Source organism: Burkholderia sp. IO2 (assembly GCF_029522185.1).
In the GTDB taxonomy this organism is placed as follows: domain Bacteria; phylum Pseudomonadota; class Gammaproteobacteria; order Burkholderiales; family Burkholderiaceae; genus Burkholderia; species Burkholderia cenocepacia.
The window spans coordinates 1-13933 of the sequence record NZ_JAKWFH010000096.1 but is presented as its reverse complement, the minus strand read 5'-3'; the positions used below and the strand labels follow the sequence as shown (position 1 = coordinate 13933).

The 13933-nt window shown below is 64.7% G+C and carries 13 protein-coding genes, 1 tRNA gene and 1 pseudogene; 13 read left to right on the top strand and 2 right to left on the bottom strand.

Annotation, left to right across the window (positions count from 1 at the left end):
- Positions 1-170: 170 nt before the first annotated feature.
- Positions 171-728 (bottom strand): ester cyclase, encoded by a 558-nt coding sequence (locus MMB92_RS33745; RefSeq protein WP_006486092.1) that lies wholly within the window; start codon positions 726-728, stop codon positions 171-173.
- Between the two features lie 134 nt (positions 729-862).
- Between MMB92_RS33745 and MMB92_RS33740 the strand changes: the two genes are divergently transcribed.
- The 13 genes from MMB92_RS33740 to MMB92_RS33680 all read left to right on the top strand — a co-directional run bounded on the left by MMB92_RS33740 (position 863) and on the right by MMB92_RS33680 (position 13813).
- The gene (locus MMB92_RS33740) at positions 863-1771 is read left to right on the top strand and encodes a LysR family transcriptional regulator (RefSeq protein ID WP_006495363.1); all 909 of its coding nucleotides are present in this window, start codon (positions 863-865) and stop codon (positions 1769-1771) included.
- A gap of 123 nt (positions 1772-1894) precedes the next feature.
- Positions 1895-2791 (top strand): alpha/beta hydrolase, encoded by an 897-nt coding sequence (locus MMB92_RS33735; protein ID WP_012492553.1) that lies wholly within the window; start codon positions 1895-1897, stop codon positions 2789-2791.
- 80 nt (positions 2792-2871) lie between these two features.
- A complete protein-coding gene (locus MMB92_RS33730) occupies positions 2872-3225 on the top strand; it encodes a RidA family protein (protein ID WP_006486103.1) in 354 nt (117 codons plus the stop codon).
- A gap of 39 nt (positions 3226-3264) precedes the next feature.
- The gene (locus MMB92_RS33725; protein ID WP_006486099.1) at positions 3265-5499 is read left to right on the top strand and encodes a bifunctional (p)ppGpp synthetase/guanosine-3',5'-bis(diphosphate) 3'-pyrophosphohydrolase; all 2235 of its coding nucleotides are present in this window, start codon (positions 3265-3267) and stop codon (positions 5497-5499) included.
- 85 nt (positions 5500-5584) lie between these two features.
- Positions 5585-5661, top strand: a tRNA-Val gene (locus tag MMB92_RS33720).
- 271 nt (positions 5662-5932) lie between these two features.
- Positions 5933-7840 carry a threonine--tRNA ligase gene (gene thrS / locus MMB92_RS33715; RefSeq protein ID WP_034200662.1) on the top strand — a complete coding sequence of 636 codons (1908 nt, stop codon included), beginning with the start codon at positions 5933-5935 and terminating at the stop codon, positions 7838-7840.
- A 49-nt stretch (positions 7841-7889) separates the two neighbouring features.
- Entirely contained in the window at positions 7890-8414 is a 525-nt protein-coding gene (infC, locus tag MMB92_RS33710; RefSeq protein WP_071734130.1) for a translation initiation factor IF-3, read from the top strand.
- A 190-nt stretch (positions 8415-8604) separates the two neighbouring features.
- Complete coding sequence (gene rpmI / locus MMB92_RS33705) at positions 8605-8802, top strand: 50S ribosomal protein L35 (protein ID WP_004191477.1); 198 nt, start codon at positions 8605-8607, stop codon at positions 8800-8802.
- Positions 8803-8832: 30 nt separating this feature from the next.
- Entirely contained in the window at positions 8833-9192 is a 360-nt protein-coding gene (rplT, locus tag MMB92_RS33700) for a 50S ribosomal protein L20 (protein ID WP_004192938.1), read from the top strand.
- A 148-nt stretch (positions 9193-9340) separates the two neighbouring features.
- Positions 9341-10354, top strand: a complete 1014-nt coding sequence (gene pheS / locus MMB92_RS33695) for a phenylalanine--tRNA ligase subunit alpha (protein WP_006486107.1) — start codon at positions 9341-9343, stop codon at positions 10352-10354.
- 98 nt (positions 10355-10452) lie between these two features.
- A complete protein-coding gene (pheT, locus tag MMB92_RS33690; RefSeq protein WP_277563229.1) occupies positions 10453-12882 on the top strand; it encodes a phenylalanine--tRNA ligase subunit beta in 2430 nt (809 codons plus the stop codon).
- 72 nt (positions 12883-12954) lie between these two features.
- A complete protein-coding gene (locus MMB92_RS33685; RefSeq protein ID WP_006486093.1) occupies positions 12955-13341 on the top strand; it encodes an integration host factor subunit alpha in 387 nt (128 codons plus the stop codon).
- 58 nt (positions 13342-13399) lie between these two features.
- Complete coding sequence (locus tag MMB92_RS33680) at positions 13400-13813, top strand: MerR family transcriptional regulator (protein WP_111442620.1); 414 nt, start codon at positions 13400-13402, stop codon at positions 13811-13813.
- 16 nt (positions 13814-13829) lie between these two features.
- On the opposite strand, the pseudogene MMB92_RS33675 reads toward MMB92_RS33680, so the two are convergent.
- Positions 13830-13933: pseudogene (locus MMB92_RS33675) on the bottom strand (IS110 family transposase); the annotation flags it as partial.

Here is a 13933-nt window from a genome sequence, read left to right as displayed (position 1 = left end):
CGTGGCGCCCGGTGCGGCGAGCGCCGCCGTTGGCGCGGCGGTTGCCGGCAGGGAGGCGCCTGCGGCCGCCGCGACGCCGGCCGCGAGCCCGGCGCCGGCCTGGGCCAGGAACGTGCGGCGCGGCAGCGGCGTCGCGGGAGGGTGGTTGCCGTGAGTCATCGTTCCCTCCGTCAGCCGACGAGCCCGAGCTGACGCATCAGCGTCAGGTTGTCCTCGATGTGCCAGTTTTCCGCGATCCGGCCCTGGTCGATCCGGTAGATATCGGTCGCGATGAAGTCGATCGCCTGTCCGCGCCCCGCCGTTCCGTTGAAAGCGCCGGTGAAATGCCCGCGGAAATGCAGGTGCACGACGACCCGGTCGCCCGCGACGATCATCTGTTCGATGTCACAGCGCAGGTCCGGGATCGCGTCGCGCATCGTGCCCGAGGCCGCGAGCGGCCCCGGTACGCCTTGTTCGCGGCCGGGCGGCAGCGTTCGGTCGGTGAAGTCGGCGGCGAGCGCCGCGCGAGCCAGCGCAGGGTCGCCGGTATTCCAGAAGGTGCCGTAGCGGCGCGCGGCCAGGATTTGCGCGCGGGCCTGCGCGGCCGGCAAGCCTGCCGCGACGGTCAGGCTGTGCGGTGCGACGAGGTCGGCGGCACGGGAAGCGGCGGGCCAGAGCGCCACGACGCAGGCGGCTGCCGCGAATGCGTGCGCGAGGGGGCGGGCGGCCGAACGAAGGCGGATCGACATGGTTTCGAGGGTCCTGTGAAGGCGTCGTGCGACGACGCGGAACAGGTATGGTAGGTTTCCGTTATGCATGCAAATACTGGCAAAATGCGAATGGATTATTCGAAAAAAGGAAAGGTTTTGGCGAGGTGCACGCCATGACGCTGATCGACGATTTCCCGGCGCTCGATACCTTCGCGCGGATCGTGTCGGCCGGCAGCCTGTCGGCGGCGGCGCGCGAACTCGACCTGTCGTTGTCGGTCGTCAGCAAGCGGCTCGCGCATCTCGAGTCGCGACTCGGCGTGCGCCTGCTGCACCGGACGACGCGGCAGCAGACGCTCACCGACGACGGTGCGCAGTTTCATGCGCAGGTGCTGCGCATCCTGGCCGAGGTCGAGCATGCCGAAACGCTGATGCGCGATCGCCGTGGCACGGTCAGCGGCGTGCTGCGCGTGACGGCGCCCGGCGAACTTGGCCGCCTGCGGATCGCGCCGCTCATTGCGGCATTTCAGCAGCGACATCCGCAATTGACCGTGCAGCTGATGCTGACCGATACGGTCGTCGATCTGCTGGCAGCCGATATCGACGTCGCCGTGCGGATCGGCAATCTGGCCGATTCGACGATGATCGCGCGCGAGCTGGCGCCGAATCATCGCGTGCTGTGCGCGTCGCCGGGCTATCTCGCGGCGCACGGTTGGCCGGCCCATCCGGCCGAGCTCCGTGCACACCGATGCATTGTGATGGGCGATCAGCCGCGTGCCGAATGGCGGTTCGACGGCGCGCAAGGTGACGTGGCGGTCGAGGTGACGGCCACGCTGCTGACGAACGACGGCGGCGCGGCGCGCACGCTGGCGCTCGAAGGCGCGGGCATTGCGTTGAAGTCGATCTGGGACGTCGGCGCCGATCTCGACGCCGGTCGGCTCGTGCGCGTGCTGCCGGCCTTCGAGGCGCCCGCCGCGCCGTTGCATGCCGTCTATCCCGGCGGCCGTCACGTGTCGTTGCGCGTGCGGACGTTCGTCGATTTCCTGCGCGAGCAGTTGCGTCACGCGTGGCGCCGCCACGATTGAACCCGTTCCGGATGGTGGGCCGGGCGCGTCGCGGCCCGTCATTCCGAAGCGGTTTACAATCGTTTGCATCGGGCGCCGCAGGCGTTGTCCCGCGCGTCGCCCCCGTTCGACAGGATGCCAACGATGCCAACGACCCCAGCGAATCCCCCGGTTCCCCGCCAGCGGCGCGTGCAGTGTGCGAGCGCGGCCGGCCTTCACCACGTCGCCTATACCGAGTGGGGCGATCCCGCGAATCCGCGCGTGCTCGTCTGCGTGCACGGCCTGACCCGCTCCGGACGCGATTTCGACCGGCTTGCCGCCGCGCTGTCCGATACGTATCGCGTCGTCTGCCCCGATGTCGTCGGGCGCGGCCAATCGGACCGGCTGGCCGATCCGCGGCACTATGCGATTCCGCAGTACGTGGCCGACATGGTGACGCTGATTGCGCGGCTCGACGTCGAATCGGTCGACTGGTTCGGCACGTCGATGGGCGGCCTGATCGGCATGGCGCTGGCCGGGCTGCCCGGTTCGCCGGTGCGCCGGATGATCGTCAACGACGTCGGCCCGCGCATCGAGCCCGATTCGCTGACGCGTATCGGCGAATACCTCGGCGTGCAGCCGCGCTTTGCGACCGAGCAGGAGGGGATCGACTACCTGACGTCGCTGTCGCTGCCGTTCGGCGCGCTGAGCGCCGACGAGTGGCGCGAGATCAACGGGCCGCTGCTGCACGAGCTGCCCGAAGGCGGCTGGACGATGCGCTACGACCCGCGCATCGCCGAGCCGTTCAAGGCCACGACGCCCGAACTGGCCGCACTCGGCGAAGCCGCGCTGTGGCACGCGATCGAGGCGACCGATGCGACGCTGCTCGTCGTGCGTGGCGAGACGTCCGACTTGCTGTCGCGCGAGACGGCGGCCGAAATGGTTCGCCGCGGCCGCCATGTGACGCAGGTCGAGATTCCGGGCGCGGGCCACGCGCCCGCCTTCGTCAGCGCCGACCAGATTGCGCTCGCGCGGCGGTTTTTCGTCGAAGGCGACGCATAAACGCGTCATAATATGCGGTTCGGCGGCACGCGGGCCGTGCCGCCGTCCGATTCCTCACTCATCACGACCGGAACATTTTCATGGCAGTCATTCGTCACCACGTCGGGGCCCGGCTCTCCGAAACCGCGATCCACAACGGCACCGTGTATCTGGCCGGCCAGATCGCCGAAGACACCACGCAGGACATCCGCGGCCAGACGCGCGAAGTGCTCGGCCACATCGATCGCCTGCTCGCCGAAGCGAACAGCGACAAGGCGCATCTGCTGTCGGTGCAGATCTACATCTCGGATCTCGCGAACTTCGAAGGCATGAATGCGGAGTGGGATGCATGGGTCGCGCCGGGCAACACGCCGCCGCGCGCCACCGTCGAGGCGAAGCTCGCCGATCCGGCGCTGCTCGTCGAGATCGTGGTCGTCGCCGCGCAGCGGAGCTGAGCGTTATCCGACGATGACCGTATTCCGGCAGGCCGTGCAATGACCGAATCCGTTTCCGCCTCTCCCGTCGCGGCGCCGTCGTTCGACGACGTGCTCGCGTTCGTGCGCGAGCGGGCCGGCGACGCGCGCCTGTCGTCGGGCGAGCTGCTCGCCGACCACTCGGCGGGCACGGCGGCGATCATGCGCACGCTGAACGTCGATCCGTCCGCGATGCAGGCCGCCGCGCTGTTCGTGCTGACGCCGCACCTGAGCGACCCCGAGCGCGAGCTGACCGAGCGTTTCGGCGACGAGGTCGCGCGGCTCGTGTCCGACGTGCGCAAGCTGTTGCGGCTCGGTACCGTGAGCCTGCGCGCCGCGCAGAACGCAAAGCCCGACTCCGGGCGCGACGCGGCGGAAGAGCGGCGCACGCAGATCGAGGCGCTGCGCAAGATGCTGCTCGCCTTCGCGCAGGACATCCGCGTGGTGCTGATCCGGCTCGCGTCGCGGTTGCAGTCGCTGCGCTATTACGCGGCCGCGAAGCTCGATCCGCCGCCCGACGTCGCGCGCGAGACGCTCGAGATCTATGCGCCGCTCGCGAACCGTCTCGGTATCTGGCAACTGAAGTGGGAGCTCGAGGATCTCGCGTTCCGCTTCGAGGATCCCGTCACCTACAAGCGGATCGCGAAGCTGCTCGACGAAAAGCGCATCGAGCGCGAGGCGTACGTCACGCAGGCGATCGCGCGGCTGCAGCACGAGCTCGCGGAAGCGCATATCCAGGCCGACGTGAGCGGCCGGCCGAAGCATATCTACAGCATCTGGCGCAAGATGCGCGGCAAGGAGCTCGATTTCTCCGAGCTGTACGACGTGCGCGCGTTTCGCGTGATCGTGCCCGACATCAAGGATTGCTACGCGGTGCTCGGCATCGTGCATCACCTGTGGCAGCCGGTGCCGAAGGAATTCGACGACTACATCTCGCGGCCGAAGCCGAACGGCTACAAGTCGCTGCATACGGTCGTGATCGGCGACGACGGCCGTGCGTTCGAAGTGCAGATCCGCACGCAGGAGATGCATCGCTTCGCCGAGTACGGCGTTGCCGCGCACTGGCGCTACAAGGAGGCCGGCGCGCGTGGCTATGGCGGCCAGTTCTCGGCGAGCGACAAGTACGACGAGAAGATTGCGTGGCTGCGCCAGTTGCTCGCGTGGAAGGACGACGTCGAGGACGGCACCGAAGTGTCGGGCGACCAGGCGTGGGCGCAATTGCGCGAGACGTCGCTCGACGACGATCACATTTACGTGCTGACGCCGCAGGCGCGCGTGATCGCGCTGCCGCAGGGCGCGACGCCGGTCGATTTCGCGTATCACCTGCACAGCGAGCTCGGCCATCGCTGCCGTGGCGCGCGCGTCGACGGCGTGATGGTGCCGCTGAACACGTCGCTCGCGAACGGCCAGACGGTCGAGATCGTCGCGGTGAAGGAAGGCGGCCCGTCGCGCGACTGGCTGAACCTGCAGCTCGGTTACCTGAAGAGCCCGCGTGCACGGCAGAAGGTGCGCGCGTGGTTCAACTCGATCGAGCAGGAAGAAAACGTCGCGCATGGTCGCGCGCTGGTCGAAAAGACGCTGCAGCGCGAGGGCAAGACGTCGGTCAACCTGGACAACCTCGCCGCGAAGCTCGGCTTCAAGTCGCCCGAGGAGCTGTTCTCGGTCGTCGGCAAGGAAGAATTCAGCCTGCGTAACGTCGAGCACGCGTTGTCCGACGCACCGCCGCCGGAACCGGCGCCCGAGGCGCCGGCCGATTTCGAGAAGCGCAGCAGCGGCGCGAGCGTCGCGCACGGCGCGTCGACCGGCGTGCTGGTGGTCGGCGTCGACGCGTTGCTGACGCAACTGGCGCGCTGCTGCCGTCCGGCGCCGCCCGATCCGATCAGCGGTTTCGTCACGCGCGGCAAGGGGATGTCGATCCACCGCACCGACTGCCCGACGTTTCGCCGGATGGTCGAGCGTGCGCCGGAACGCGTGCTGCAGACGACCTGGTCGGCCGACGTGCTGGGCGGGCGCGGCGCGTCCGTCTATCCGGTCGACCTGATGATCGAGGCGAGCGACCGGCAAGGGTTGCTGCGCGATATCTCCGAAGTGTTCGCACGCGAAAAGATCAACGTCGTGGGCGTGAAGACGCAGAGCCGCCGCAATGCGGCATTCATGCAGTTCACGGTCGAGGTATCGAATTCGGCGCAGGTGCAGCGCGCATGTACGCTGCTCGGCGAGGTGCAGGGCGTCGTGCGGGCGGGGCGGAAGGTGTGATGGGGTTGGAGCCGCGTTATTTTGCTGCGACCGCATAAAAACACTTGCCAAGCCCGTAACGGCTCCATATAATCTTAGCTTCTCTAGGCTCGTAGCTCAGCTGGTTAGAGCACCACCTTGACATGGTGGGGGTCGTTGGTTCGAGTCCAATCGAGCCTACCAACGAATTGAGAATGCCCGGCCTCCGGGTGTTCGATGCAGTACACAACTCAACGCGAACAAGGCGAATACGGTTATGACACCGCGAACGTTGACCGAAACCACTTCGGAGCGACGCTAGTCGAGGAACGTTTTCGCCCTTTCAGTTTGAGTGAAGTATCGAATGCGGCCCCTCGAAAGCGGGGCCGCATTTTTTTTGTCGCGAATTTTTCACGCGTGAGTTCGATCTCGCGTACCTGGTCTGCCGCCCACTGTCGGCATCACGGAGATTGCTATGGTTTCGATACGCTTGCCTGACGGCTCAGTTCGACAATACGAGCATCCGGTGACAGTTGCCGAGGTTGCGGCCTCGATCGGTCCCGGCCTTGCGAAGGCTGCGCTTGGTGGCAAGCTCGATGGCGAGCTCGTCGATACGTCGACGGTGATCGACCGCGACGCGTCGCTCGCGATCGTCACGGACAAGGATGCCGACGGCCTCGACATCATCCGCCACTCGACCGCCCACTTGCTCGCGTATGCGGTGAAGGAGCTGTATCCGGACGCGCAGGTGACGATCGGTCCGGTGATCGACAACGGTTTCTATTACGACTTCTCGTACAACCGCCCGTTTACGCCGGAAGATCTCGAAAAGATCGAAAAGCGCATGCAGGAACTCGCGAAGAAGGACGAGCCGGTCACGCGCCGTGTCGTGTCGCGCGACGAGGCGGCCGGTTATTTCCGCAGCATCGGCGAGAAGTACAAGGCCGAGATCATCGAATCGATTCCGCAAAGCGACGAAATCAAGCTGTACTCGCACGGCGGCTTCACCGATCTGTGCCGCGGCCCGCACGTGCCCTCCACCGGCAAGCTGAAGGTCTTCAAGCTGATGAAGGTCGCGGGCGCGTACTGGCGCGGCGATTCGAAGAACGAGCAGCTGCAGCGCATCTACGGCACGGCCTGGACGAAGAAGGAAGACCAGGACCAGTACCTGCGCATGCTCGAGGAAGCGGAAAAGCGCGACCACCGCAAGCTGGGCAAGCAGCTCGACCTGTTCCACATGCAGGAAGAGTCGCCGGGCATGGTGTTCTGGCATCCGAAGGGCTGGGCGCTGTGGCAGCAGGTCGAGCAGTACATGCGCCGCCGCGTCAACGAGGCCGGCTATCTCGAGATCAAGACGCCGATGATCATGGACCGCTCGCTGTGGGAAGCGTCGGGCCACTGGCAGAACTATCGCGAGAACATGTTCACGACGGAGTCGGAGAAGCGCGACTACGCGATCAAGCCGATGAACTGTCCGGGGCACGTCCAGGTGTTCAAGCACGGCCTGCGTTCGTACCGCGATCTGCCGCTGCGTTACGCGGAATTCGGCTCGTGCCACCGCAACGAGGCGTCGGGCGCGCTGCACGGCCTGATGCGCGTGCGCGGCTTCGTGCAGGACGATGCGCACATCTTCTGTACGGAAGATCAATTCATCTCGGAATCGATCGCGTTCAACACGCTGGCCATGAGCGTGTACAAGGATTTCGGTTTCGATCACATCGACATCAAGCTGTCGCTGCGCCCCGATCAGCGTGCCGGTACGGACGAGACCTGGGATCGTGCCGAGCAAGGTTTGCGCGACGCGCTGACGGCTTGTGGTCTCACGTGGGAAGAGTTGCCGGGTGAGGGCGCGTTCTACGGCCCGAAGATCGAGTACCACATCAAGGACGCGCTCGGCCGCTCGTGGCAGTGCGGCACGCTTCAGCTCGACATGGTGCTGCCGGAGCGCCTGGGTGCCGAATACGTCGCGGAAGACAACAGCCGCCGCCGGCCGGTGATGCTGCACCGCGCGATCGTCGGTTCGATGGAGCGTTTCCTCGGCATTTTGATCGAGCACCATGCTGGTGCAATGCCGGTCTGGCTCGCGCCGTATCAGGCAATTGTGCTCAATATCGCCGAAAGTCAGGCCGAATATGCGCAGTCTCTGGCCCAATCGTTGCAAAAACAAGGGGTTAGAGTGGCGGCCGATTTGCGCAACGAGAAGATTAGCTATAAAATACGCGAGCACACGCTGGAAAAGGTGCCTTATCTCCTCGTCGTGGGCGATAAGGAGCGTGATGCGCAAACGGTAGCCGTGCGTGCCCGTGGCGGCGTCGATCTTGGCGTAATGCCGGTCGAAGCCTTCGTTGAGCGTCTGCAGGAAGACCTGCGCTCGTTCAAGTAACCGCCCTGGCAGCGCGGCTCGTTTTTTTAATTTTTAGAGGAAACGTAACATCGCTACTGATAAGTCGTCGCACCGCATCAACGGTGAAATCACTGCGCCGGAAGTGCGCCTGGTCGGGATCGAGAACGAACCGCTCGGTATCGTAAAACTCGCTGACGCTTTCCGTAAATCGGAAGAACTGGATGTTGACCTGGTGGAAATCGCGCCGCAAGCGGTGCCGCCGGTTTGCCGTCTGATGGATTACGGCAAGTTCAAGTACCAGGAATCGAAGAAGCAGCACGAAGCGAAGCTGAAGCAGAAGGTCATCCAGGTCAAGGAAGTCAAGTTCCGCCCGGGTACCGATGACGGGGATTACAACGTCAAGCTCCGCAATCTCGTGCGCTTCCTCGAAGAGGGCGACAAGACGAAGATCACGTTGCGTTTCCGCGGCCGTGAAATGGCTCACCAGGAAATCGGTATGCGGATGCTCGAACGTCTGCGCACGGATCTCGAGGAAGTCGGCCAGGTCGAGCAGATGCCGAAGATGGAAGGGCGCCAGATGATCATGGTGCTCTCGCCGAAGAAAAAGAAGTAACGGGCCCGCGCGCGTCGCGCGCAGGTTCGACAGTGGTTCGGCGCGTTGCCCGGTCAGGGCGGCGCGCCAACAATGACGGCGGCTGCGCAAGCGGGTCGCCGTACACAAGTGGACTGGGTTTCGAAGGGCGGGTCAAGGGCGCAAGCCAACCGCACACCCATCGCCATCTAATAAACTGGAGTTGTTCGTCATGCCTAAGATGAAGACCAAGAAGAGCGCTGCAAAGCGCTTCGTGGTGCGTCCGGGCGGTACCGTCAAGCGCGGTCAAGCCTTCAAGCGCCACATCCTGACCAAGAAAACCACGAAGAACAAGCGCCATCTGCGCGGCGCAACGGCAGTTCATGATTCCGATCTGAACTCCGTCCGCGCGATGCTCCCGTTCGCGTAACCCCTCAACTGATACTCCAAGGAGAGAAACATGCCTCGAGTCAAACGTGGGGTAACCGCACGGGCCCGCCACAAGAAGATCATCAACCTGGCCAAGGGTTATCGCGGCCGCCGCAATAACGTCTACCGCATCGCCAAGCAGGCGGTGATGCGCGCTGGTCAGTACGCGTACCGCGATCGCCGCAACAAGAAGCGTGTGTTCCGCGCACTGTGGATCACGCGTATCAACGCGGCAGTTCGCCAGCACGACATGACCTACAGCGTGTTCATCAACGGCCTGAAGAAGGCGTCGATCGAACTCGACCGTAAGGTGCTGGCCGACATGGCGGTGTTCGACAAGGCTGCTTTTGCTGCGATCGTCAAGCAGGTGAAAGCCGCCGTTGCAGCCTAATTGCGAAATTAGCACTGCGTGGTTAGTTGCAGCGAGGTTCCGGTAGTCTCGGCCGCTGCAGCGAAAACGGGGCTCTTCCGAGCCCCTTTTTTGTTTGGTGGGCGGTTTCGCTCGCCAAGACCGAATGACGTTGGAAATGATGGGATCTATGGATCTGGACCAGATTGTCGCCGACGCGCAGCAGTCCTTCGAACAGGCTGCCGACATCACCACGCTCGAAAACGAGAAAGCACGATTTCTCGGCAAATCGGGTGCGCTGACCGAGTTGCTGAAGGGCCTCGGCAAGCTCGATCCCGAAGCACGCAAGACCGAAGGCGCCCGCATCAACGTCGCGAAGCAGCAGGTTGAAGCCGCGCTCACCGCCCGTCGCCAGGCCCTGGCCGACGCGTTGCTGAATCAGCGCCTCACTGCCGAAGCGATCGACGTGACGTTGCCCGGCCGCGGCGCCGGCGCCGGCAGCCTGCACCCCGTGATGCGCACGTGGGAGCGGGTCGAACAGATTTTCGGCTCGATCGGTTTCGACGTGGCCGACGGCCCCGAAATCGAGACCGACTGGTACAACTTCACGTCGCTGAACAGCCCGGAGAACCATCCGGCGCGTTCGATGCAGGACACCTTCTACGTCGAAGGCAAGGATGCCGACGGCCGCCAGCTGCTGCTGCGCACGCACACGAGCCCGATGCAGGTGCGTTACGCGCGCATGAACCGTCCGCCGATCAAGGTGATCGCGCCGGGCCGCACGTATCGCGTCGACAGCGATGCGACCCACTCGCCGATGTTCAATCAGGTCGAGGGGCTGTGGATCGACGAAAACATCAGCTTCGCCGACCTCAAGGGCGTCTATACCGACTTCCTGAAAAAATTCTTCGAGCGCGACGACATCCTCGTGCGCTTCCGTCCGTCGTATTTCCCGTTCACGGAACCGTCGGCCGAGATCGACATGATGTTCGAGCAAGGCAAGAACGCCGGCAAGTGGCTCGAAATTTCCGGCTCGGGGCAGGTGCATCCGACCGTGATCCGCAACATGGGCCTCGACCCCGAGCGCTACATCGGTTTTGCGTTTGGCAGCGGCCTCGAGCGGCTGACGATGCTGCGCTACGGCGTTCAGGATCTCCGGTTGTTCTTCGAGAACGACTTGCGTTTCCTGCGCCAGTTCGCATAACGCCGCTCGCCGCGCCGACCTGTGCCCGAGCACGCCCCCGATGGACGTTTCCGACGGGGCCCGGGCGTCGATCTAACCTGTTTCGAACGTAGACATCCATGCAATTCCCTGAATCCTGGTTGAGAACCTTTGTCGACCCGCAGCTGACGACCGACGAGCTGTCGCACGCGCTGACGATGGCGGGGCTCGAAGTCGAATCGCTGAGCAAGGCTGCGCCGCCGACGTCGAAGATCGTCGTGGGCCGCGTGCTCGAAGTCGTCAAGCATCCGGATGCGGACAAGCTCAATGTCTGCCAGGTCGACGCCGGCACCGGCGCGACGCTGAACATCGTGTGCGGCGCGCCGAACGTGGCGCCCGGCATCAAGGTGCCGGTCGCGCTGGTCGGTGCGGAACTGCCGCCGGCGGAAGAGGGCGGCAAGCCGTTCGCGATCAAGCTGTCGAAGCTGCGCGGCGTGGAGAGCCAGGGGATGCTGTGCTCGGCGCGCGAGCTGAAGTTGTCCGAGGATCACAGCGGGCTGCTGATCCTGCCGGAAGACACGCCGGTCGGTCAGGACATCCGCGAGACCCTCAATCTCGACGACACGATCTTCGAAATCAAGCTGACGCCGAACAAGGCCGACTGCCTGTCGGTGTTCGGTATCGCCCGCGAGACGGCCGCGATCACCGGCGCACCGCTGACGCCGGTCGACATTCGCCCGGTGAACGTCGAGCTCGACGAAACACTGCCCGTGCGCATCGCCGCGCCCGATCTGTGCGGCCGCTTCTCGGGCCGCGTGATCCGCGGCGTGAACGCGCATGCGAAGACGCCGCAGTGGATGGTCGAGCGCCTCGAGCGTTCGGGCCAGCGCAGCGTGTCCGCGCTCGTCGACATCTCGAACTACGTGATGTTCGAACTCGGCCGCCCGTCGCACGTGTTCGATCTCGACAAGATCCACGGCGGCATCGAAGTGCGCTGGGGCAAGCGCGGCGAATCGCTGAAGCTGCTCAACGGCAATACGGTCGAACTCGACGAAACGGTCGGCGTGATCGCGGACGACCGTCAGGTCGAAAGCCTGGCCGGCATCATGGGCGGCGACAGCACGGCCGTCACGCTCGATACGACCAATATCTATCTGGAAGCCGCGTTCTGGTGGCCGGACAGCATCCGCGGCCGCGCGCGCAAGTACAACTTCTCGACCGATGCGGCGCATCGCTTCGAGCGCGGCGTCGATTACGCGACGACCGTCGAGCACGTCGAGCGCATCACGCAGCTGATTCTCGAGATCTGCGGCGGCAAGGCCGGCCCGGTCGACGATCAGGCGGTGAACCTGCCGCAGCGCGCGCCGGTGAAGATGCGTGTGTCGCGCGCGAACCGCATCATCGGCGTGAAGATCGACGCCGACGAGATCGCGGACATCTTCACGCGCCTCGGCCTGCCGTTCGAGCGTGAAGGCGACGCGTTCCTCGTCACGCCGCCGTCGCATCGCTTCGACATCGAGATCGAGGAAGACTTGATCGAGGAAGTGGCGCGCATCTACGGCTTCGAGAAGATCCCGGCCCGGCCGCCGGTCGCGACGAGCGAAATGCGCGCGACCCACGAGACGCGGCGGTCGATCCACGACATCCGTCACGCGCTGGCCGCGCGCGACTACGCGGAAACCGTCAACTTCAGCTTCGTCGATGCGGAGTGGGAGCACGATTTCGCGGGCAACGACAACCCGATCCGCCTGCTGAACCCGATCGCGAGCCAGCTCTCGGTGATGCGTACGACGCTGTTCGGCAGCCTGATCGCCGTGCTGCGCCACAACCTGAACCGTCGTGCCGATCGCGTGCGCGTGTTCGAATCGGGGCGCGTGTTCGTCGCCGATCCGTCGGTGAAGGCCGGCGAGCTGGCGGTCGAAGGCCATGCGCAGCCCAAGCGCGTCGGCGCGCTGGCGTACGGTCCGGCACTCGACGAGCAGTGGGGCGTGACGACCCGCGCGGTCGATTTCTTCGACGTGAAGGGCGATCTCGAAGCGCTGCTCGCGCCGGCGGTTGCGCGTTTCGTGAAGGCCGAGCATCCGGCCCTTCATCCGGGCCGCGGCGCACGCATCGAAATCGATGGCCGCGCGGTCGGCTGGATCGGCGAGTTGCATCCGCGCCTGATGCAGAAATATGAGCTGCCGCACCCGCCGGTGATGTTCGAGATTGACGCGGACGCGCTGATCGCCCGTGCGCTGCCCGCGCCGACCGACGTGTCGAAATTCCCGCCGGTCCGTCGCGATATCGCCGTTGTCGTCGATCAGGCGGTCGAGGTTCAGGCACTTTTCGACGAAATGAAGAAGGCGCTTGCCGAAGAGGCCTGCCGATTCGTTCAGAAGGTTGTACTCTTCGACGAATTTCGTGCAAAATCAAATACTTCCGGTGGTCTTGCCGCGAACGAGAAGAGCCTTGCCTTCCGCGTGACGCTGCAGGATGCGGCTGGCACGCTGCAGGACGAGGTCGTCGACCAGGCGATTCAGACGCTGGTCGAGCGGATGGCTCGCGCCGGGGCGCGCCTGCGCGGCTAAGGAGAGGGCCCGCCCGTTCGCGGGCGGCTTTTTTCCATCGTAAGTTTTGATTCAACGCGCTGTATGGCAGATATGAACGACATGACCTCGAGTGAATTCGAAGCCCTCCTGACGGCGCAACGCAGCGCGATGAACCGCGACGCTTCGGCGCCGGCGTCCACCGAGACGCCGACGCTGACGAAGGCGGAACTGGCGGAGTTGCTGTTCGACAGCGTCGGGCTGAACAAGCGTGAAGCGAAGGACATGGTCGAGGCGTTTTTCGAAGTGATCCGCGACGCGCTCGAAAACGGTGAAAGCGTCAAGCTGTCGGGGTTCGGCAATTTCCAGTTGCGCGACAAGCCGCAGCGTCCGGGCCGCAATCCGAAGACGGGCGAGGCGATTCCGATCGCGGCCCGCCGGGTGGTAACCTTCCACGCGAGCCAGAAGCTGAAGGCGCTGGTCGAAAACGGCGCGGAGTAAGACGCGCGCCCACGCCCCGCGCGGCCGCCGCGCACCCTTTACCGACGGTTAACCGACGATGACCACCACGGTTGAGAAAGTCGTCTTGCCTCCGATTCCCGCGAAGCGCTACTTCACGATCGGCGAAGTCAGCGAACTGTGCGGGGTCAAACCACATGTGCTGCGTTACTGGGAACAGGAATTCACTCAACTGCGGCCGGTGAAGCGGCGCGGCAACCGGCGGTATTACCAGCATCACGAAGTGCTGCTGATCCGGCGGATTCGCGAATTGCTGTACGAGCAGGGCTTCACGATCAACGGCGCGCGCAACCGGCTCGATTCGCCGGGCAGCGAGCGGGCCGCGGCGGAGCCAGCCGAATCCGACGCGCAGGCCATCGATGCGCGTGGGGCGGCCAAGCCGGGCGCAACCGTCGACGTCATCGCGTTGCGGCAGGCGTTGCTGGACGTGATCGACGGACTGAAACACGACTGAGTAACCGTCTTCCGAGTCAAGCCCGATGAAGTGAATCGTCCCAAGGCGTGTTGGTTTTGACCATGGCATTGAGCATGGTTAGGAGCTTGCGCATGCAGGCAACAAGCGCGACCTTGGACA